The sequence below is a fragment of the Rhodoferax sp. GW821-FHT07G04 genome, assembly GCF_059418585.1.
This window is the reverse complement of the sequence record NZ_JBWKQD010000002.1, coordinates 266,153-288,246: the sequence shown is the minus strand read 5'-3', so window position 1 is coordinate 288,246 and position 22,094 is coordinate 266,153. Positions and strand designations below refer to the sequence as shown.

Genomic DNA, 22,094 nt, shown 5'->3' with positions numbered 1-22,094 from the left:
TAATTTCAGTCCGCCAAAGCGCGGTCAATGACTTCGCGCACATCGTTGCTCAAATCGGTTTTGGCGGCCACGCGGGCCAGGGCCTCGCGGGCGGCGCTGCGGTAGGGCTCGGCCAGGCGTTTCCAACGGTCCAGCGCGCGCGCCAGGCGGGCGGCCACTTGGGGGTTGATGCCGTCCAGCTCAATGACGCGCTCGGCCCAGTACACATAGCCCGCCGCATCCGCGCGGTGGAAGCCGCCGGGGTTGGCATTGCAGTAGCTGAAGATCACGCTGCGGGCGCGGTTGGGGTTGCGCATGCTGAAGTCGGCATGCGTCATCAACTGGCGCACGATGGGCAGCACATTGCCGCCACGGTCCGGTGCGCCGGCCTGCATCGCAAACCATTTGTCCAACACCAGGTCTTCGTGCTTGAACAGGGCATGGAAGCGGGCCAGGGCGGGCGTGGCCAGCGCGTGGCCGCTGCCCACCAGGGCTTGCAGTGCGTTGGCGCGGTCGGTCATGTTGCCGGCGTCTTTAAAGCGCTGCAAGGCCTTGCCGGGCCACACCGCATCACCGCTTTGGGTGGCGGCCAGGCACAGATAGCTCAGCGCCATGCCGGCCAGCGCACGGCGGCCCGACGAGGTGGCATCGGGCTTGTAGGCGCCGTTTTCCTGGTGGGCGTCGAAAGCCCATTCCCAGTCGGCCTGCAGGCCGGTGGCAATCTGCAGGCGCATGGCTTCGCGCACGGCGTGGATGCGCTGGGGGTCTACCACGTCGAGCTGCTCGGCGATGTAGGTTTCGCTGGGCAGCGTCAGTACCAGTTCCTTGAAGGCAGCATCCAGCGTGGAGTGGCGCAGAACGTTGCGCATGGCGGAGAGGTATGCGTCATTTAGCACACCAGCCCTCGTGGAATCTGCTTGTGCAGCTATCGCATTGATAGCGCTGCGCAGGGCCAGGCGTTGGCCAGCTTCCCAGCGGTTGAAGGGGTCTGGGTCGTTGGCCAAGAGCGTCAGCAATTGCGCGTCGCTGTAGTCAAAGTCCAGCACCACCGGTGCGGAGAAGCCGCGCAGGATGGAGGGCACGGGCTCCTCGGCCACATGGGTGAAGGTGATGCTGGCCGTGTCGCCGGTCATCACAAACAAATGGTTGCTGGCGGACGCATCCGCGCTGCCCTGCACGGTCAGCGGCAAGGCCGCGCCGCTGTTGCTGCCGACCAGGCCCATCAACACCGGGATCACAAAGGCCTGCTTGACCGGCTGGTTGGCGGTGGCGGCACAGCTTTGCTTGAAATCCAGCGTGTAGGTCTGGGCCTCTGCGTTGTAGCTGCCCGTAGCGGCCAGGCGGGGTGTGCCGGCTTGGCTGTACCAGAGCTTGAACTGCGGCAGCAACTGGGCCAGCGCGGAGCCGGGGTTGGCGTCGGCCATGCTCTGTGCAAAGTCGTCGCAGGTCACGGCCTGGCCGTCAAAGCGTTCGAAATACAGCTTCAGCCCCAAGGCAAAGCCGTTGCGGCCCACCAGGGTTTGCATCATGCGCACCACTTCGGCACCTTTTTCGTAAATGGTGACGGTGTAGAAGTTGTTGATTTCGATGTAGCTGTCCGGGCGCACGGGGTGGGCCATGGGGCCGGCGTCTTCGGGGAACTGGGCGGTGCGCAGCACGCGCACGTCTTCGATGCGCTTGACGGCGCGGGCGCTGGCTTCGCCGCACATGTCCTGGCTGAACTCCTGGTCGCGGAACACGGTCAGGCCTTCCTTCAGGCTCAGCTGGAACCAGTCGCGGCAGGTGATGCGGTTGCCGGTCCAGTTGTGGAAGTATTCGTGGCCGACCACGCTTTCGATGTTGGCAAAGTCCACATCGGTGGCGGTGGCCTGGTTGGCCAGCACGTACTTGGAGTTGAAGATGTTCAGGCCCTTGTTCTCCATGGCGCCCATGTTGAAGTCGGCCGTGGCGACGATCATGAAGCGTTCCAGGTCCAGCGGCAGGCCGAAGCGGGCTTCGTCCCAGGCCACGCTGGCCATCAGCGAGTTCATCGCGTGCTCGGTCTTGTCCAGGTCACCAGGACGCACGAACACCTGCAGCAGGTGGTCCTTGCCAGCGCGGGAGGTAATGCGCTGCTCGCGCGCCACCAATTGGCCGGCCACCAGCGCGAACAGGTAGCAAGGCTTCTTGTGCGGGTCGACCCACTTGGCGAAGTGGCGGCCGTCCTCCAGCACGCCTTCGTCCACCAAATTGCCGTTGGACAGCAGTACGGGGTACTTGGCCTTGTCGGCACGCAGTGTGACCGTGTAGCTGGCCATCACATCAGGGCGGTCCAGGAAATAGGTGATGCGGCGGAAGCCCTCGGCTTCGCACTGGGTGAAGAAGGAATCGTTGCTGGTGTACAGACCCGACAACTTGGTGTTCTTGACCGGGGCGCAGGTGGTGAAGATTTCCAGCTGGAAGGGCTCATGGCCTTCGGGCAGGTTTTCCAACACCAGGCGCTCGCCCTCCATCTTGAAGGATGTGCCCTGGCCGTTGACCAGCACGCGGGCCAGGTTCAGCTCTTCGCCGTCCAGCTTGAGCGCCTGGGCCGGCACGTTGGGATTGCGGCGCAGCGTCATCTTGTTCAGCACGCGGGTCTTGGCCGGGTCCAGATCAAAGGTCAGCTCGACCGTGTCGATGTGGTAGGCCGGGGCCGTGTAGTCGGCGCGCTGGATGACGGTGGGGGCGCCTTCGTTATCGCGGAATTGCAGCATGTTGTTCTCCAGAGATTCTTGTGGGGGCTTGGGCTCAGACGCCCTGCTTCAGAGAGGCTTCGATGAACACATCGAGGTCACCGTCCAAAACCTTCTGCGTAGCAGATACCTCGACATTGGTGCGCAGGTCTTTAATGCGGCTGTTGTCCAGCACGTAGCTGCGAATCTGGTGGCCCCAGCCCACATCGGTCTTGGAGTCCTCCAGCTTTTGCTGTTCGGCCTGGCGCTTGCGCATCTCATGGTCGTACAGTCGGCTGCGCAGGCGTTTCCAGGCCACATCGCGGTTGCTGTGCTGGCTGCGTCCGTCCTGGCATTGCACGACGATGCCGGTGGGGATGTGGGTCAGACGCACGGCCGAGTCGGTCTTGTTGATGTGCTGGCCGCCGGCGCCGCTGGCGCGGAAGGTGTCGGTACGCACGTCGCTGGGGTTGATCTCGATTTCGATGGAATCGTCAATCTCGGGGTAGACGAAGATGGACGCAAAGCTGGTGTGGCGCCCGCCGGACGAGTCAAACGGTGACTTGCGCACCAGGCGGTGCACGCCGGTCTCAGTGCGCAGCAGGCCAAAGGCGTATTCGCCCTCGATCTTGATGGTTGCGCCCTTGATGCCGGCGGTGTCGCCTGCGGTTTCGTCTTCGATCGTGGTCTTGAAGCCCTTGCGTTCGGCGTATTTCAGGTACTGGCGCAGCAGCATGCTGGCCCAGTCACACGCCTCGGTGCCGCCAGCGCCGGCCTGGATGTCCAGGAAGCAGGGCAGGGGGTCGGCCGGGTTGTTGAACATGCGGCGGAATTCCAGGTCCTTGATGATGGCGGTCAACTTCTCGGTCTCGCCTTCAATCGTCACCAGGCCGGCTTCGTCGCCGTCTTCCTTGCTCATCTCGAACAACTCCAGGTTGTCGGACAGCTCGCGTTCCAGGTTTTCAATGGTCAGGACCACGCCTTCCAGCGCTTTTTTCTCCTTGGCCAGTTCCTGGGCTTTCTTGGGTTCGTTCCAGACGCTGGGGTCTTCTAGTGACGCATTGACGGTGCGCAGACGCTCGTGTTTGGCGTCGTAGTCAAAGATACCCCCGTAACTCTTGGGTCCTGGCGGACAGGTCCGTGAGTTGGGTGCCAATCAGGTTGATGCGTTCTGCTTCCATGGTGCTGCTGTCCTCTATCCGGTGAATTCTGGGAATAACCCAGCATTTTAGATGGGCTATTCCCTATCTGCCAGGCACGCGCAGGTCGTCCAGGTAGTCCCGCGCGATCTGGATGCTGGAGGACACGCCCAGATGGGCGTATTTCTTGGCCAGCCACTGCTTGGCGCAGTCTTTGCCCAGGTCATGCAGTGTGTGGATCAGCCGGGCGTCGGTGGAGGATTTGGTGGAGGCGGCGAAGCCTTCCAGTATCTCGCCGCCGTCGATGCGGTGCATCAGCAGGTTCTTGTAGCGGCTGGGGTCCAGCTTGCCCTCGGCCAGCAGGCGTTTGACGAAATCGATGGCGCGCATCTCGGCGATCAGCGCCGCGTTGAAGGTGATCTCGTTGAGTCGGTCCATGATGTCGGCGGCCGTGGTGGGCAGCTTGTCGCGCTTGATGGGGTTGATCTGCACCAGCACCACGTCGCGGCTGTCGCACTGGTAGATCAGCGGGTGGATGGCCGGGTTGCCGGCGTAGCCACCGTCCCAATAGTGCTCGCCCTCAATCTCCACCGCCTGGAACACGGTGGGCAGGCAGGCCGAGGCCATGACGGCCTTGGCGCTGAGCCGCTTGCCGGAAAACACCTCGGCCTTGCCGGTGGTCACCGTCGTTGCTACCACGAAGACCTTCAAGGCCTTGTAGGCCGTCAGTTGCTCAAAATCGATCTGGCTCTCCAGGAAGCGCAGCAAGGGGTTGATGTCCAGCGGGTTGCTTTGGTAGGGCGACACGGTTTGCGACCAGAAGCTGGTCATGGCGTCGCCCACCAGGTTACCCAGCCCACCAAACAGCGCATCAAATGGCGCGCGCTGGGCCTGGGTGATGGAGGCGCCCAGCGCGCCCATCTCCACAATGCCATTCCAGAATGCCGCCAGCGAGGCCCGGGCCGACTCACGCTGGGCCAGTGCCCCACGACCCTGGGCCTGTGCAAAGCCGTGCGCCAAGGCCACCGCATTCATCGCACCGGCGCTGGTGCCGCTCAGGCCCTCGAAGGCCACACGGCCATCGTCCAGCAGCGTGTCCAGCACACCCCAGGTAAAGGCGCCGTGGGAACCGCCGCCTTGCAACGCCAGGTTGACGCGCGGTGGGCTATTGGGTGGAGGATCTAGGTCGGATGGGGTATGCATAGCTCTAGGGTAACAAGCCGGGAGGGTCTGGCGCCCGGTCCATGTAAAGATAAGCAAACGCTGGGCACAACACCCGAGGGGTCAACTTATACTGAACTGGGCCGGTATCTTGCTGCATCGATTTCGCTGGAAAAGCCGGTTCGCTGCCATCCGCCTTCTTTCATGCAAAGCGATTGAACCATGAACTTTCTGAAGAGCCTCAAGATCGGTCCCCGCCTTGCGTTGTGTTTTGGTGCAGTCCTGTTGCTGCTGGTCCTGGTGGCGGGCCTGGGCATCAGCCGCATGGCGCAGCTCCATGAGGCGACGGACGAAATCACCCGCGTCAATGACCCTGAGAGCAAGCTGGCTGTGGCCATGCGCATCGATGTGAACCGGGTCGGTGCTGCCGTGCGTGACATCGTGCTGCTGTCCGACCCGGCCGAGATGAAGGCCGTGAGCGAAGACCTGAAGAAGATCCGCCTGGACTACGACGCCAAGGAAGAGAGCCTGGGCAAGATGTTCGACACGCTGCCCAGCACCGCGCCCAAGGAAAAGGAATTGCTGTCCAAATCCAGGGAGCTGAAAAGCCAGACCTTGCCCTTGTTCGACAAGGTGGTCGCCCTGGGTTTGGAAAACAAAAATGAAGAGGCCACCAAGTTGCTGATGAAAGAGGTCTTGCCTGCCCAGCGGGCCTGGCTGGCCACATTGGGGGAGCTGGCCGATCTGGAGGCAACACAAAACGACGAGGCTGCGAATGCGGCCGATCAGACCTACCACTCGGCTATCACGCTGATGCTCACGCTCAGTGCGCTGGCGGTGGTACTGGGCATTGCGGCCGCCGCGGTCATCACGCGGTCCATCGTGGTCCCCATTTCTAACGCCGTGTTACTGGCGCAGACGGTGGCCGGCGGCGACCTGTCTACCCGCATCGATGCACGGGGTAACGACGAGACCACGCAACTGCTGGTCGCCATGCGCGAGATGCAAAGCAAGCTCGCGCAGGTGGTGTCTGCGGTCCGTGGCGGGTCCGAATCGGTGGCAACCGCCAGTGCAGAGATAGCCCAGGGCAATAACGACCTATCGGCCCGCACCGAGCAACAGGCCAGCGCGCTGGAAGAGACCGCCGCGTCGATGGAAGAGCTGGGCTCCACCGTCAAGCAGAACGCCGACAGCGCCCACCAGGCCAATCAGCTGGCCCAAAGTGCGTCCAGCGTGGCGGTGCAAGGTGGCGTTGTTGTGGACCAGGTGGTGCAGACCATGAAGGGCATCAACGAGTCATCGCGCAAGATATCCGACATCATCAGCGTCATCGACGGCATCGCCTTCCAGACCAATATCCTGGCGCTCAATGCCGCGGTCGAAGCGGCCCGCGCTGGCGAACAGGGTCGCGGATTCGCGGTGGTGGCGACCGAGGTGCGGTCCCTGGCCGGGCGCAGTGCCGAAGCAGCCAAAGAGATCAAGCAACTCATCAATGCCAGCGTGGAGCGGGTCGAACACGGCACCAACCTGGTAGACCAGGCCGGCAGCACGATGAAAGAAGTGGTGGACAGCATCAAACGCGTGACCGACATCATGGGTGAGATCAGCGCCGCCAGCGGCGAGCAAAGCCAGGGCGTGGCGCAGATTGGCGAGGCGGTGCAGCAGATGGACGTGGTTACCCAGCAAAACGCGGCGCTGGTGGAGGAGATGGCGGCCGCGGCCTCCAGCCTGAAGGGCCAGGCCCAAGAGCTGGTCGGAACCGTGTCGGTGTTCAAGGTAGACCAGATGCAGCCCGTGCACCATCGCGCTGCAGGCCGCCATCTGGCCCTGGGCTGACCCGTCGCAGTCGAATGATTACGCGATAAAGCGCTCGATCAAGCCGGCCAGAATCTCCGGCTGGTCGTGGTGCATCATGTGGCCCGCATCGGGGATGAAGCCTATCTCCACGTTGGGCACGTTTTTGATGCGCTCGTGGTATTGCTCCAGCGTGAACTTGCCGTTCCACCACAGGTTCAAGCTGTTGTCCGACGCTTCTACCGCCAGCACCGGCATGTTCAGGCGCCGGTACAGGGCCAGCACCTCTTCGGCCTGGTACAGGTGGGCGCTGATGACCTTGTGCGCGGGCTGGCCCAGGATGGTCCATTTGCCCTCTGCGTTTTCTTCGGCCCAATGGCGGGCCAGCCAATCCGCTTTGTCCTGGCTCAGGCGGGGGTTGGTCTTCATCAGGCGGCGGGCTACGCCGCTGACGGCGTCGTAGGCGCGCAGGTCCATCTCGCCACGGTGCAGTTTCTTCAGCTCGTCCATCCACTTGGCATAGCGTGCGGGCGCCATGTCGGGCGTGGTGGCCGGCATGCCAAAGCCCTCCAGGTTGACCAGGCGGCGGATGCGCTCGGGGCGCACGCCGCCGTACAGCATGACCACATTGCCGCCCAGGCTGTGGCCGACCAGGTTGACGGGGCGGTCTGGCGAGTAGTGGTCCAGCAAGAAGTCCAGGTCGGCCATGTAGTCGGGGAACCAGTAGTTATCGACTTCCCCCGACGGCGTCTTGCCGTAGCCGCGCCAGTCGGGCGCGATGATGTAGTGTTCATCCTGGAAGGCGTCGACGACGAACTGGTAGCTGGCCGCCACATCCATCCAGCCATGGACCATGACCAGCGGGGTTTTGTCGGGAGATGGTTCGCCCCAGATCTGCACGTGGTATTGCAGATTACGTATAGGGACAAACTCGCTGCGGAAATTTCTTTTGACTTGGTACATTTGCTCAATCATACGGAGCCACGGGATGCCAGTCAGTCAAAACAGGGACAAAGCCACGCAACCAACACCCCAGCCGGGCGCCATGCCCAGTGCAGGTGTGCCCGATGCGTATGCGCGCCTGCATGGCAGCTTCATCTGGGCGGTGCCAGAGCGCTTCAACATCGCAGACGTCTGCTGTGCACGCTGGGTCGCCCAAGCGGATGCTACTAAAAAAATAGCGGTCCAGTCATATTCGACGAGGGCTAGAAGCACTTTTTACTCTTATGCCTTGCTGCAGGAGCAGGCCAATCGTCTGTCCAACGCACTGCTGGCCCAGGGCGTGGCGCGCGGCGACCGCGTGGCCATCGTCATGCCCCAGTGCTTTGAGACCGCCGTGGCCTACATCGCCGTGCTGCAAATGGGGGCGGTGGCTATGCCGCTGTCCTTGCTGTTCGGGCCGGACGCGCTGGAATACCGCCTGCAGGACAGCGAAGCGGTGGTCGCCATTGCTGACCAGTCGGCCCTACCGGACCTGCGACTGGCGCGCAAGCACTGCCCGCTGCTGCGCACCGTGGTGGGCGTGGGCGCCCCCGACGCCGTGCAGCGCATGGCCGACTGCGAGTATGCGGACACACTGGCCCAGTTCAGCACGCACTTCACGCTGGTGGATACCTTGGCGGAGGACCCCGCCATCTTGATCTACACCAGTGGCACCACGGGCAACCCCAAGGGTGCACTGCTGCCGCACCGCGCGCTGATCGGCAACCTGCCGGGATTTGTGGCCAGCCAGAATTGGTTTGGCTTTGATCCAGTGGGGCCGAGCGGCACGCAGGCTGTGTTCTGGTCTCCGGCTGACTGGGCTTGGACGGGCGGGCTGATGGACGCGCTCTTGCCCACGCTCTACTTCGGTCGTCCCATCGTCGCCTACAACGGCCGCTTCAGCCCACAGACCGCGCTGGAGCTGATGGGTGCTTGCGGTGTGACGCATACTTTCTTGTTTCCCACCGCGCTCAAGGCCATGATGAAGGCCTTCCCCGGCACGCCCCAGCAGAGCGTGCGCCAGCAGTTCGGGCTGCAACTGCAGGCCATCATGAGCGCGGGTGAAGCGGTGGGCGACGCCGTGTTTGCCTATTGCGAGCAGCAGTTGGGGGTGAAGCCCAACGAGATGTTCGGCCAGACCGAGATCAACTACATCGTTGGCAACTGCAACGCGTTGTACCCCTCCAAGCCCGGCAGCATGGGCATGGCGTATCCGGGCCACAATGTGCGCGTCATCGACGAGGCGGGCAAGGAATGCGCTGTGGGTGTGCCGGGTGATGTGGCCCTGCACCGCCTGGACGTGCACGGCCAGCCCGACCCCATCTTCTTTCTGGGCTACTGGAAGAACGAAGCCGCCACCAAGGCCAAGTTCACCGGTGACTGGTGCCGCACCGGCGACATGGCCGTGCGCGATGCCGACGGCTACCTGTGGTACCAGGGCCGATCCGACGACGTGTTCAAGTCCGCCGGCTACCGCATCGGCCCGGGTGAGATTGAAAACTGCCTGGTCAAACACCCGGCCGTGGCCAATGCCGCGGTCGTGCCCAAGCCGGACCCTGAGCGCGGTGCGCTGGTCAAGGCCTACGTCGTCATTGCTCCTGACTTGATAGCGGCATGTGCAGACGATACGGGGGCTATGGACGAGTTGCATATAAGGCTCACTGGCGAATTGCAGACCCACGTCAAAGGTCTTCTGGCGCCCTACGAGTACCCCAAAGAGATTGAGTTTGTAGCCGCATTGCCCATGACCACCACCGGCAAGGTGCAACGCCGCGTGCTGCGGCTGCAGGAAGAGGAGAGGGCTTTGGGGCGCGTGCGTTCTGCGGGTGGTGGCGTTGGCTGAACTGGCTACTTCCAGCGCATGGCCTGCTTTTCCACCAGGTGCCACGACAATCCGGCCAGCCCAAATGTCAGCACCGTGCTGGCCACGATGTAGCCGACAAAGCTGAGCTCATGCAGCTTGTAGTGCGCCAGCACCTGCTGCACCGGAAAGCCGTACAGATACGCCCCATACGACCAGTCGCCCACGCGCGCGGGCACCCGTGGCAGCCAGCGCCCATACAGCGCCAGCCATAGCGTTAGCGTGCCGGCGCCCAGCAGGTACAGCAGCGTCTGCCGCCCGCCGTGCGGCAGGAACAGCGTGCCGGCCAGTAGCAACAGCGCCGGCCACAGCAGGGGGCGGATGTGCGTGCGCCAGCAGGCAAACACAGCGCCCAGCGCAAACAGCACACCCAGCTTGCCGTGGTAATAGTCCAGGCCCATGAACAGGTCGAACGGCCCCATCACCATGGCCGACGGGCGCATCAAGAACTGCAGCACCAAGCCGGCACCCAGTAGCGGCACTTTGAACCGCAACGGCCCCGGCAACAGGCTGGCCAGCGCCAGCACGCCATAGCAGGTGATCTCATACGGCAGCGACCACAGCGCGCCGTTGACAGTGATCGGCAGGGGGTTGTCCCAAAATACACCAGGCAGCGGGTATTGGATAAACCACGCGCTGGCCGTCTTCAGATAGTCCAAGGTCAGATAGTGCTGCCAGTACGCGGCCTGCGGCAGTACCGTCATCCACGGCCCCAGCACCAGCATGCACAGCAGGCACAAGGTCACCAATGCCGGGTAGATGCGCAGCGCGCGGCGCCGGGCAAATTCGATGATGTGCGGGCTGCGTTCCAGAGACAGTGTCACCAGGTAGCCGCTCAGCACAAAGAAAATCGCCACACCTACGCCGCCCAGCGTGTCGACTCCCCATGTGCTGGCAAGCGGCTCGCTGTGCCCTCGCCCGCTCAGCGGGTAACAGTGGCTGAACAGCACCAGCCACGCCGCCAGCAGACGCAGGATGTCGAAGCGGTTGTCGTCGCGGTTCAGCGGTGGGGGCATGGGATGTGGAGGGGAAGACGGCGTGGGGGGCGGTGGGGCAGGCGGGGCAGGCGGGGCGCATGCTAACACGGGGGTATGGGGCCCTGCTCCTGTTTGGGATTCAAAAATACCCAATTCAGGTATGTTACTGGGAGATCCTGCAAGAAAAGGGCTGTAGCCCTCGTGAAGTGGATGTTTGTGGCTATTTTATTGATAGCAAACATTCTCCCGCATCTGGCTCTGCGCACTACAACTGCGCAGGCGCCTTGGCCGGGAAGGACACGGTAAAGCAAGTACCCTGTCCAGGTGCGGATTCGACCGTCAACTTGCCGCCCAGCAGCGAGGTCACGATGCGGTGGGAGATGGCCAGGCCCAGGCCCGATCCGCCTTGCCCCAGCCGGGTGGTGAAGAAAGGGTCGAAGATGCGGGTCAGCACGGCCAATTCCATGCCCACGCCGTTGTCCACAACCTTGAGGTGAACCTGGCCGGTGGCTGCATCGCTGGCGGCTTGCAGCGTGACGCTGGCGTCGGGTGCGCCCTCTGCAAAGCCGTGGACCACGGAGTTTTGGACCAGGTTGGAAATGACCTGGCCCAAGGGACCCGGAAAGCCATCGCAGGCAATGCCGGGTGGTACCTGGTTGCGTATCTGCACGGTGACGGGCTTCTTCAATGTGGGACCCAAAGTATTGAGCACGTCTTCGACCACGCCATCCAGTGTGAAGTCGCGCCGCCGTTGCGAGGTCTGGTCCACCGCCACCTGCTTGAAACTGGTGATCAAGTCGGCGGCCTTGCGGCTGGCACTGACTTGAAACTCGCTGACCTCGGCCAGAAAGCCCAAGAAGCGCTGCAGCTCGGCGCGCCGAAGGCCCCCGCCGGACACCAGGGTGTTGTTGAATTCGCGGACACGGTCCTGCAAGGTGCTGGACAACATCAGCACGTTGCCGATCGGCGTATTGAGTTCGTGCGACACGCCGGCCACCAGCGAACCCAACGAAGCCAGTTTTTCGGACTCCACCAGCTCTTGCTGGGATTGCTTCAGCAGCGTGAGCATATTGCTCAGCTCCAGCGTCCGCTCCGCAACACGCTTCTCCAAGTTCTCATTGAGCTCCTGGCCCAATTGCATGGATTGGCGCAGTTGCTGCTCGCGCTCCTTGGCCTCGGTGATGTCGCTCAGGCGCACCAGACAGCCCTCCTGCAAGGGCGCGCAGTGGACGGAGAACCAGCGCTCCACGCCTTGCTGCGGGCTTGTTGCGAGGCAACGCTCTTCTTCGCGAGCCTGGGCGGAGGCCAGCGTGCGCTGGCACAGGTCCGAGAGGCCAAGTTCGTGCCAGCGCGCGAAGGCTTGGGCCACCGGGCGGCCTTCGACTTTGGCGTCTCTTGCGCCGGCCAGGCGGGCCATGCTTTGGTTGGCCACCAGAACCATCCAGTCGGTTTCGCCCGGTGTTTCGCCCACCACCCGCCGCAATGCAAGAATGGCGTCGTGGCTGCCATCCAGCACGGCCTCCAGCAGGTGCGCCCGCATTTCCAGGGGCTGGTTGTACACGACCATGGCCAGCGTTCCGTCGGCGCGCTGCAAGGGCAATATCAGGCGCTCCCAGGTGTAGACCGAAGAGGCCCGGTCCGAGTAGTGCAGCGTGTACAGCGGCCGCCGCCGGGCCTGCACGCCGCGGTAGCAATCCAGGAAGAAAGGCGCCAGGACACCGCCGAATTCGGACACCCGTTTGCCCGTCATATTGGTCTGGCTGTGGCGGCTGATCTCTATGCCGTAGTGCAGGTATTGGAAATCGCCATTGTCTAGCGCCTCCAGCACCATGACCTTGGGTACAAAGCGCTGCAGGGATGGTGGTGCCAGTTGCGCGTCGTGCAACGCGAAGTCGGCGAGGTCGGGAAGGTCCGAAGAGCCCTTGCGTGGCAGTGCCTGCCATGTGTACAGCAGTGCCAGCAACTCCGGATTGGTCACTGCAGACTCAATGCCATCCCAAATCGTGCGGTGCCAAAACGGTGATGCGGCGGTCATGCTTTTTCAGTCCCCATGCATGCAGCATGCCAGAGAAACGCTTGCAGGGGGTTTATGCATCCGTATGCTGCTCGGCAATCGCCTTGCAGGCTGCCTCAATCGCCACAAAGGCATCCAGCACATCCGGGTCGAAGTGGCGGCTGCGGCCTTCCTGGATGATGCCCATCGCTTGCGCATGCGTGAAAGCAGGTTTGTAGACGCGCTTGCTGATCAGCGCGTCGTAGACATCGGCAATGGCCATCAGCCGTGCGGAGATGGGGATGGCGTCGCCCGCCAAGCCTTCGGGGTAACCGCTGCCATCCCATTTCTCCTGGTGGGAGTATGCGATCTCTTTGGCGCACAGCAGGAAGGGCACGCTCTTGCCCAATCGGGCCTCTGCGCTCTCGATGGCCAGTTTGCCCAGTGTGGTGTGGGTCTTCATGACTTCGAATTCCTCGGCGGTGAGCTTGCCGGGCTTGAGCAAGATACTGTCTGGAATGCCGACCTTGCCGATGTCGTGCAGCGGTGCAGACTTGAACAGGCGGTCGATCATCTCGTCGTCCAGGTAGGCACTGAAGCGGGGGTGGTGGCGCAACTGCTCGGCCAGCAGGCGCACATAGTGCTGGGTGCGCACGATGTGGTCGCCGGTCTCGTTGTCGCGTGTCTCCGCCAATGAGGCCATGGTCAGTATCGTGACGTCTTGCAGGTCGCGCAGCTCGGCGGTGCGGCGCTGGATTTCGGCGGTGCGGCGTTGCACCTCTTGTTCCAGGTAGTCATTCTTGTTGCGCAAGAAATCGGCCGAGGCCTTGAGCGTCAAATGGGTGCTGACCCGTGACAGCACGATGGCGGGGCTGATGGGCTTGGTGATGTAGTCCACGGCGCCCAGTTCCAGGCCCATTTGCTCATCATGCTCTTCGGTACGGGCGGTCAGAAAGATAACCGGTATGTTGCGGGTGGATGCGTCGGCCTTGAGCTGGCGGCAGACTTCGTAGCCATCCATGTCGGGCATCATGATGTCCAGCAGGATCAGGTCGGGCGCCTTGCCGCCGTGGGCAATCTTCAGGGCCCGCGCGCCGCTGGAGGCGACCTTGACGGTGTATTGGTCTTGCAGCAGGTCGTTCATCAGCACCAGATTGGCCGGGGTGTCGTCTACCACCATCACGGTCTGGCGGTCTTCGTTGGCGGTGGGGTCGATGTCCATGGTCAGTCGGTGTGCTTTCTGGTGGCGGATTAAGTTTGTGGGGGCAGGGCTTCGACCAGCTCCAATGCTTCGTCGAGGGCCAGGCTGTCAATGGAGTTGCGTATGCGGGGGTAGTATTCGCCCATCAGGGGGCTGAACAAGGCGGCATGGTCTGCAAAATGGCGCTGTGCCTTGGCATCGTCGTTGCGCAGCAACTTGAGCAACTGCTCCATCGCCTGGCGTTGTTGGGCTGGGTCTATCGCGGCGGTCTGCGGGGCGGGCGGCGTAGCGGCGCCGCTGGTCTGCAGCACGGGCTGCAGGGCCTGGATCAGCCGGTTGAGCGCGTGCGCAACATCGGGCAGGTGGTTGTTGGCCGCGTCCAGGCTACCGGCGGCAATGGCTTCCTCCAGCGTATGGGCCGCGCCATGCAGGGCGCGGGCACCCACGGTGCCGGCCAGTCCCTGCAGTGTGTGTGCCAGGCGCCGAGCGTCGGTCGTTCGGCCTTCTGCCAGGGCTTTTGTGATGTACACGGTGGCGTTGGCCTGCTCGGCGACAAAGCTGCGCAGCAGGGTCAGATAACGGTCTTCGCGGCCCAACACACGGCGCAGGCCGGCGTGCATGTCCAGGCCGTCGATGTGCGAGGGTAAGAGGCTGCTGGTTGCGGTGGTGTTTTCGTCTTCGCGTTGCGGAGCTTGTCCAGGCGTATTGCGTGTGCCCTCTTTCCAGGTCCAGCGCAGCAGGGTTTGGAATAATTGTTCGGGCTCGATGGGCTTGGCTACAAAATCGACCATGCCCGCGTCCAGACAGCGCTTGCGGTCCGCGTTCATCGCATTGGCCGTCATCGCGATGATGGGGGGGCCGGCCCAGCCGGGCAGGGCCTGCAGTGTGCGTGTTGCGTCTACACCGTCCATCTCCGGCATTTGCATGTCCATCAGAATGGCGTCGAAGGTCTGGGACTGGGCCATTTCCACGGCGATGCGCCCGTTGCCGGCCACCATGACCTGCACGCCCACATCGGCCAGCAGTTCGCAGGCCACTTGCTGGTTCAGCAGGTTGTCTTCGGCCAGCAGCACGCGCGCGCCGGCCAGGCCCTCCAGGCCCACCGCCGGCTTGACGCCCCGCGCCAGGCCTGCCGGTGCGCTGACGGACGGCGCATCGTCGGTCATCAAACGGATCAGGGCGTCAAACAGCACGGAGGGGTTGACCGGCTTGGACAGCACCTCGGTGATACCCATGGCCGTGGCTTGGCCCAGCAGGTCTTCACGGGAGTAGGCGGTGACCATGGCCAGGTGGGGCGTCTTGGCAAGGGGCAGGCTGCGTACGCGGCCAGCGGCTTCCAAGCCGCTCATGCCGGGCATCTGCCAGTCCAGCAGCACGGTGTCGAACGGGACCTTGCTGGCGCTGAGGGCGTCAAGCGCCGCCTGGCCCGATGGCACTTCGGTGGCGTCAAACCCCATTTGCTGGAGCAACCCATGCATGACGGCCCGGGCGTGGTCGTTGTCGTCCACCACCAGAATGCGCTTGCCACGCAGGTCGGGCATGGGTTTGCGCAGGGCCTGGGGCGCAGTGCCCAGGCCCAGGCGCGCGGTGAACCAGAATGTGGAGCCCCGGTCGATGGTGCTCTCCACGCCCACCTTGCCGCCCATCAATTCGGCCAGTTGCTTGGAGATGGCCAGGCCCAGGCCGGTGCCGCCGTATTTGCGGGTGGTGGACGCATCGGCCTGCTGGAAACTCTGGAACAGGCGGCCCATTTGCTCAGGCGTGAGGCCGATGCCGGTGTCGGTGACCGAGAAGTGCAAAAGAACGTCGGTATCGGTGCGCTCGGCCACCCGCACCACAATGGCCACCTCGCCCGCATGCGTGAACTTGACGGCGTTGTTGGCGAAGTTGATCAGGATCTGGCGCAGGCGCAGCGCGTCGCCCACCAGGGCCTGCGGCACATCGGGCGCCACGTCAATGACGAACTCTAGTTGTTTGACGGCGGCCTTCTCGGCTAAGAGCGTGGCCACATCGTCCATCAGGCCCTCGAGCATCATGTCGCCCTGCTCGATCTGCAGCATGCCGGCTTCGACTTTGCTGAAGTCCAGCACGTCGTTGATGATGCCCAGCAGGTGCTGACCGGATTGCTGGATCTTTTGCACATAGTCGCGCTGCTGCGTGGTCAGCTGCGTGCCCATGGCCAGGTAGCCCATGCCGATGATGGCGTTCATCGGTGTGCGGATTTCATGGCTCATATTGGCCAGGAAATCGCTCTTGTGCTGGTTGGCCGCCTCGGCCGCTGCGCGGGCTTGCGTGACGGCATTGAACATGGCCACGTTGTCGATGGCGATGACGGCCTGGTCCGCAAAGGTTTGCAGCAGCTCCAACTGGTGTGGCGGAAACAAGCCTGTCTGGCTACCGACCACGCTGATGGTGCCTATGGCCTGGCCCTCGCGCAGCAGGGGCACCATCAGGCAGGCGTGGTAGTTGCCGCGCTGGGCCAGTCGGCGTGCAGCCTCGCTCAGCTCGGGTGCGGTTTGGGCGTCACGGACCTGTTGGGGTTGTTGAAGTGTCAGGGTATTGGTCGCCATAGGCTCGTCCATGCCGGTGGGAAAGTGCAAGCGCAATGCCTGGGCATGGTCTGTATCAGCCGTGCTGCAGGCGGCCAGGTGCAGTTGTGCGTCCACGATCCGCTGGATGCTGACGCAATAGCCGTTGACCAGGCGCCTGGCGCTTTCCACAATCGCGTCAAGCACGGGCTGCACATCGCCACGCGACTGGGCGATGACCTTCAAAATGTCGGCGGTGGCGGTTTGCTGCTCCAAGGCATCGCGCGTTTCGCTGAACAGGCGGGTGTTTTGCAATGCAATGACGGCCTGGTCGGCGAAGGTCTCCAACAGGGACACTTCCTTGGGCGAGAAGGCACCCACCGCATCCCGCCCCACATAAATAGTGCCTATTCCCACGCCATCGGATACCAGGGGCACGAACAGGATGGAGTGGGTGCCCGTGGTGCGGCTGTTGCGCCGCAGTTCGGCGGTGGCGCCCGGGTCGGTGTGCACGTCGGCAAACTGTATGACCCGCATCTCCTTGATGACCTGGCCAGTGACTGATCCGGCAACCAGCTTGCTGGGCAGGCCCAGTGCCAGCTCTTGCGCCCCGGGGCCTTGGTGAGCACCCAGGTGAACGATGTCGCCCTCGGTCATGTACAAGATGCCGCCATGCAGACCGGTGAACAGCTGGAAGCAACTCTGCGTGATTTTTTCAAAGACCGGTTTGGCATCTGCCATGGAATTGCCCATGACATGCAGCACCGAAGCCGTGGCCGTTTGCTGGGCCAAGGCCTCCTTGGCTTCCAATTGGCGCAGCGCAGTCTCGGCACGCAGAGCCTCCTGCTCGGAGGCCAATTGGCGCTGCAGCCGCCGGTTGCGCAGGGCGGTGGCTCCGGCGACTAGCCAAGCCGCCACGCCCACTACGCCCATGGAAAATGTCAGCATCTCCACTTGCGATCAGCCCTGCCCTGAAGTCTTGGTGTACATGGGGGCGTGGCGCTCTAGGCCAGTTGCTTGGCCAGGCGCTCCAACTGCTTGTGCAGACTGGGTGCGTCATGCGCCTCGCGCAGCACCCTTTCGGTGACGCGCTGCAGCTCGTCGTCACTGAGCTTGCCCTTGGCCATGGCCGCGATGATGCGCGGCGTCATCAGCGTGTGCAGGTCATTGAGGCGGGCCGGTGCCGGGTTGGCGGTGCCGGTTTGCGGGTAGGACTTGTCGTAGCTGCGCTCCAGTTTGGGCGAGGTGGCGCGAGGGGTATCCCGCTGCAGCACGCCCTCGAAGGTGGGGGCATTTTGCACGCGAGCCCCCATGCACCAGCGCGACTGCGGCACACCGGCCCAATGCAATAGCGTGGCCAGGATGGACGTGGAGTCATACGCGGTGGGGGTGGTGGAGCGGAACACGGTTTGCTCCTGGATCCACGGCGAGACCAGAATGGTGGGTACACGCACACCCATAAGGTCGTACTGGAAGCCGTCGTTGGCATCATTGGGCCAAGGATTGACGGCATAGGGCGGCGGCGCGTGGTCGAAGATGCCACCGTGCTCGTCGAAGGTGATGATGAACAGCGTCTCTTTCCACTTGGGGCTGTTGCGTATCGCGTCGTAAATCTCATTGAGCGCAATCTCGCCAGCCAGCGGGTCCGCACCGGGATGGTAGGACGTGGTGCCGGTCATCGCAATCCAGATCGGCTCCAAAAAACTGAAGGCGGGCAGCGTGCCGGCCAGCGCGTCTTTCTTGAATTGGTCTACCGTTTGCAAGAAGGTCGTGGGGTCCGCAGCGATGGCGTTGTCTACCGAGGGAATGGTGCCTTGCAGGTACAGATGGTAAGTGTGGACGAAGTTCATCCACTCCACCGAGTGGTACAGCTTCCAGTCGGTAAAGCCATTGCTCCACAGCACCTTCCAGATCGACTGGCGGTGCGGGTTGGTGGGCCAGTACTGGTAGGTCGTGCCGTTCTGGAAGTTGTTCAACTGCGCCAAGGCCGAACCGGTGAAGGCGAAGGCGCGGTTGGGGTCGGTGGCGCTGGGCATGGAGCAGTACCAGGCATCGGATATCGCGAAGTTGCGGCCCAGGCCATTGAGGATGGGCAACTGCTTGGGCGCATAGGTCTGCATGACCTCGTGCACACCGTTGTTCCACACAAAACCGGCCATGCCCGGTTTTTCGCGTTTCAGGTAGCCGTCTTTCTGTCCCCAGAACATCTGGCGCAGCACATCAGATTTGTCGTGGAAGGGGTCGTTGGGCAAAAAGTCCAAGTCCCATTGTTCGCTGAGCTGGCCGCCCTGGTACTGGCTCAGCATGACCTTGGTGGGGGTCTTATGGTCGGGGCCACCGCAGGGGTCAATGTTGTACATCTCGGTGCTGGCGCCATCGAAGGGTGCGTCACTGCCGATGAAGTTGATGCCGGTGTCGCCCTTGCCATACAGCCAGCCGCAGACATGGTCGAAGCTGCGGTTCTCCAGCATGAGGTAGACCACGTGCTTGATCTTGTCCCGCATGAAGTCCATGGTGCCCGGCACCTGGGCCTGGGCCGGGTTGATCGAGCGCGGTTGCTGCACCAGGGTCAGCGTGGTTGTGGCGTCAAAGCCGGGCGGCAGTGTGCCCTCGCGCACCGGGCCGACCAGCGGATCGGCCGACGTGGGGTCGAATTTCCACAGGCGGTATTGGCCGCTGGTGGGTACCCAGTCCAGCACGTAGTCGCCCATGGGGGTCAGCTTGTGCTCGGGGCCAATGTGCTTCCAATAGCCCTGCTGCAGCGCCGGCAGGCCCAGCGGCATGATGGCCTGGGGATCGAAGCTCCACAGCCAGTACTCGCCGGTGTCGGCCAGCCGGTCCAGCACATAGTCGCCCATGGGCAGCAACTCGTGGTCGAAGTCGATGGAGTCGAAGGAGCCCTGCGGCGTGAAGGGCAGGGGCAGGGGGTCAATGCTCTGCGGGCTGTTGGGGTTGAGTTGCGCGGGGTTGGGGTCGAAGTTCCACAGCTGGAAGGTGCCCCTACCCATTGTGGGTATGACGTTGAGCATGAAGCCACCCAGCGGCAAGAGCATCAACTGCTCACCCGAGTCGTAGCTTTCCTTGGCTCCGTTGGGGTTGCCGAAATCGGCGCGGTAGCTCCAAAATTTGGCCTTGGTCCACAGGCCTTTTTGCAACGCGGGTGCCATCAGCGGGTTGTCCAGCGTGGGGTCGAACGCAAACAGCCGGTAGGGGAAGCAGGGTTGGTATTCCTTCAGCGTCATGGGCCCCCACTCCAGCAGGTAGCGTCCGATGGGGGCGATGGTGTGGGTGCGGTCGAACAGGGCCTTGGGGCCTAGGGGAATGGGGCGCAGCAGCTGCGCGGAGTCCAAGTCTAGTTGCCAAAGCCCATAGGCATCGCTATGGCTGTCGCGGCTGATGACATAGTCATCCATGGGTGTTGCTGTTGTGCTCATGCCGACTGTCTCCCTGGTGCGTCAATAGACACGGAAAATTGTGCACAGTATGGTAGAGTTTTCCGGGTCCCATGTGTTTTTTTTCGACCCCAGGGAGAATCCAAAATGCCAGACTTTGCCCCCGCCTTGCCGCACGGAGCCATCCAGCAAGTCTTTCCCGATGTGTTCTTCGTCACCGGGACCATGCAGACGGTCTTGATGGGCGCGCATTGGCACTTCAGCCGCAACATGAGCATCGTGCGCGATGGCACCGCGCTGACGCTGATCAATACCGTGCGGCTGGACGCTGCGGGCCTGGCCCAATTGGATGCACTGGGAACCGTCAAACACATAGTCAAGATCGGCGCTCTGCATGGGCTGGATGATGCTTTTTACAAGGACCGCTACGGCGCCACGCTGTGGGCGCCGGCTGGCATGCCGCACGAGCATGGCTTGACCGCGGACAAGCTGCTGGCGCCCGGTGGTGAGATGCCATTCACGGGTGCCAGCGCGTTTGTGTTTGAGGGTACCAAATTGCCCGAGGCCATTGTGCGTATAGACCGGGAAGGCGGCATTCTGGTGGCTTGCGATGCCCTGCAAAACTGGGTGGGGCCGGATGCCTTCTTCTCCGACGGATCGCGCAAGATGATGACCGAGATGGGCTTCTTCCAAAGCGCCAACATCGGTCCGGTGTGGATGAAGGTCAACGAGCCCCAGGCGCAGGATTTTCTGCGCCTGCAGGCACTGCCATTCCGCCACGCGTTGTGCGGCCACGGTGTGCCGTTGCGCGATACGGCCAAAGAGGCGTTTCAGGCCCGCTTCAGCCAGGTGTTTGGCATCTAACAGCCTCGGCTGTCAGGGCTTGGCGTTGTAGTCCGGTAGCGGGCAGACCTGGTTGTTGTGCTGCGCGCACCAGGCCATGGCCTGTGGCTTGTTCCACGGCGCGAACTGCGGGCTCTTGTCGATGACGGCGGTCGTGCACAACTGGGCGGCCTGCTCCGATTCCGGCTTGGGGTTGTCGTAAGCACCCCAGCAGGCTGCGGCCACGGCCACCGGATCACCATCCTGCTTGTCGCCCATGGTCTTGGCAAAGCATGCTGTGGCCAGATCTTGCGCTGCCATCGTGACTATGCCCGGCGTGGACGTGCAGCTTTGGTAGACCGCTGCAATGGGGTGGTTGGCACCCATGTAGGCCGTCAGCTTCTGGGGCGTGGCGGGCGATAGCGGGGCGCGACCAGCCTTGAGCACAGCAGTGGGTGTATTGGGGTAGGCAGCGTTCCAGTAACCAATGGCTTCCGAGCCGAACACGATGACGGGGCGTGTCACTGTGCTCTGCGCATCGGCCGAGCCAGCAGGGCTGACCAGGTTTTGCAGCATCGTCGGAATATAGGCCGAGCCTTGGGCGCCAAAGAAGCGCATGGCATTGGCGGTGGGGAAGCAGCCAGTCTCGCCGCTGCCCGGGGCGGCAATGGGGAAAATGTCCACCGTCGTGGTGTACAGCGTCCAATCCGCGGATGCCACGCCCACCGTGGTCAGCAGCCGCTGCCAGCGATTCAGCGTCGCGTTATTCAGGTAATCGGACTGCTGCATGGCCGAATAGGGTGGGTAGTGCAGCAGCATCACTATCTTTTGCGACAGCATGGGCAGGCCCAGCGGCAGGTAGAACTGCCAGGGTCCGGCGCAAGTCATGTTGGCCCCGGTGGGTTCCCAGCAGGCCGGGTCTTTGCTGGCCTGGCAGGCCTTGATGCCCTTGAGCCCCAGGGCTGCTTTTTGCAACCATGCACTCTGGGTTGCACCATAGGCACTGGCCTGGGGAGCGCTGGAGTAGAAGCTGACCTGGTAACCCTTGGCGCCTTGGGGCACGACCTTGAGGCTGCAGGCATCGTTGATCAGGTCGCGGTGCAGCGAGTTTTGCAGGTAGAGCAGTATGCTGCTGGCCACGGCCATGGAGCGGTCGTAGGCGGATTCGGATGCGGTCTGTATGACCGGGTAGAGCGTGTCGATATCTGACTTGGGCCCCAAGGTATAGGTGACCAGCGGTTTACCACCGCAGGGGCTGGTCGCGGTTGTGGCCGCAGCCTGCGCCGAAGCCTGGGCCAGAGCAGCTGTGCTGGCCAGTGCCAGTACGACAGCCAGTGTTAAACGAAATCTCGCAAGAAGGTACATGTTGTCGATCTCCCCTTTTGATGATCAGCCGGTGTGGCTGGGCTTACAGATGCATTCGTTGTGGCGCGCCCGGTTCTGCGCGGGTCGGCGGTGGGCATCGCCCACATTTTTGTATTCTGCACGATAGGCGACAGCGAGTTTGCATGAGCCTGGCTAAACTGGCGTGCCGCCAAGCCCAGCATTGCAGCCGAGCCTGGATTCAACCCTT

13 protein-coding genes are annotated in these 22,094 nt (G+C 62.9%); 3 read left to right on the top strand and 10 right to left on the bottom strand.

Going from position 1 to position 22,094, the window contains the following annotated elements; translation table 11 throughout:
* Positions 1-5: 5 nt before the first annotated feature.
* The 3 genes from pepN to AC07OO_RS10510 form a co-directional block, all read right to left on the bottom strand.
* Positions 6-2,714 (bottom strand): aminopeptidase N, encoded by a 2,709-nt coding sequence (gene pepN / locus AC07OO_RS10520; protein ID WP_495082056.1) that lies wholly within the window; start codon positions 2,712-2,714, stop codon positions 6-8.
* A 34-nt stretch (positions 2,715-2,748) separates the two neighbouring features.
* Positions 2,749-3,853 (bottom strand): peptide chain release factor 2 gene (gene prfB, locus AC07OO_RS10515; protein WP_495082055.1). Its coding sequence is split into 2 segments (ribosomal slippage): positions 2,749-3,771 and positions 3,773-3,853, totalling 1,104 coding nucleotides; the frame shifts between segments, so codons are not numbered across the junction.
* 63 nt (positions 3,854-3,916) lie between these two features.
* Positions 3,917-5,014 (bottom strand): patatin-like phospholipase family protein, encoded by a 1,098-nt coding sequence (locus AC07OO_RS10510; RefSeq protein WP_495082054.1) that lies wholly within the window; start codon positions 5,012-5,014, stop codon positions 3,917-3,919.
* A gap of 180 nt (positions 5,015-5,194) precedes the next feature.
* On the opposite strand from AC07OO_RS10510, the gene AC07OO_RS10505 reads away from it, so the two are divergent.
* Positions 5,195-6,808: a methyl-accepting chemotaxis protein gene (locus AC07OO_RS10505; RefSeq protein WP_495082053.1), complete on the top strand. Its 1,614-nt coding sequence runs from the start codon at positions 5,195-5,197 to the stop codon at positions 6,806-6,808.
* Between the two features lie 18 nt (positions 6,809-6,826).
* Here AC07OO_RS10505 and AC07OO_RS10500 read toward each other — a convergent pair whose 3' ends face one another.
* Positions 6,827-7,729 carry an alpha/beta fold hydrolase gene (locus AC07OO_RS10500; protein ID WP_495082052.1) on the bottom strand — a complete coding sequence of 301 codons (903 nt, stop codon included), beginning with the start codon at positions 7,727-7,729 and terminating at the stop codon, positions 6,827-6,829.
* An 82-nt stretch (positions 7,730-7,811) separates the two neighbouring features.
* On the opposite strand from AC07OO_RS10500, the gene AC07OO_RS10495 reads away from it, so the two are divergent.
* Positions 7,812-9,590 carry an acetate--CoA ligase gene (locus AC07OO_RS10495; RefSeq protein WP_495082051.1) on the top strand — a complete coding sequence of 593 codons (1,779 nt, stop codon included), beginning with the start codon at positions 7,812-7,814 and terminating at the stop codon, positions 9,588-9,590.
* Between the two features lie 5 nt (positions 9,591-9,595).
* On the opposite strand, the gene AC07OO_RS10490 is transcribed toward AC07OO_RS10495, so the two are convergent.
* The 5 genes from AC07OO_RS10490 to AC07OO_RS10470 all read right to left on the bottom strand — a co-directional run bounded on the left by AC07OO_RS10490 (position 9,596) and on the right by AC07OO_RS10470 (position 19,741).
* Entirely contained in the window at positions 9,596-10,624 is a 1,029-nt protein-coding gene (locus AC07OO_RS10490; protein ID WP_495082050.1) for an acyltransferase family protein, read from the bottom strand.
* 226 nt (positions 10,625-10,850) lie between these two features.
* On the bottom strand, positions 10,851-12,620 hold the full coding sequence (locus tag AC07OO_RS10485; RefSeq protein WP_495082049.1) for a sensor histidine kinase: 1,770 nt from the start codon (positions 12,618-12,620) through the stop codon (positions 10,851-10,853).
* A 52-nt stretch (positions 12,621-12,672) separates the two neighbouring features.
* Positions 12,673-13,800 carry an HD domain-containing phosphohydrolase gene (locus AC07OO_RS10480; protein WP_495082048.1) on the bottom strand — a complete coding sequence of 376 codons (1,128 nt, stop codon included), beginning with the start codon at positions 13,798-13,800 and terminating at the stop codon, positions 12,673-12,675.
* Between the two features lie 29 nt (positions 13,801-13,829).
* Positions 13,830-17,255, bottom strand: a complete 3,426-nt coding sequence (locus AC07OO_RS10475; RefSeq protein WP_495082047.1) for a response regulator — start codon at positions 17,253-17,255, stop codon at positions 13,830-13,832.
* A gap of 56 nt (positions 17,256-17,311) precedes the next feature.
* On the bottom strand, positions 17,312-19,741 hold the full coding sequence (locus tag AC07OO_RS10470; RefSeq protein WP_495082046.1) for an alkaline phosphatase family protein: 2,430 nt from the start codon (positions 19,739-19,741) through the stop codon (positions 17,312-17,314).
* A 105-nt stretch (positions 19,742-19,846) separates the two neighbouring features.
* Between AC07OO_RS10470 and AC07OO_RS10465 the strand changes: the two genes are divergently transcribed.
* Entirely contained in the window at positions 19,847-20,563 is a 717-nt protein-coding gene (locus tag AC07OO_RS10465) for an MBL fold metallo-hydrolase (RefSeq protein WP_495082045.1), read from the top strand.
* Between the two features lie 12 nt (positions 20,564-20,575).
* Here AC07OO_RS10465 and AC07OO_RS10460 read toward each other — a convergent pair whose 3' ends face one another.
* The gene (locus tag AC07OO_RS10460; RefSeq protein WP_495082044.1) at positions 20,576-21,886 is read right to left on the bottom strand and encodes a hypothetical protein; all 1,311 of its coding nucleotides are present in this window, start codon (positions 21,884-21,886) and stop codon (positions 20,576-20,578) included.
* Positions 21,887-22,094 lie beyond the last annotated feature (208 nt).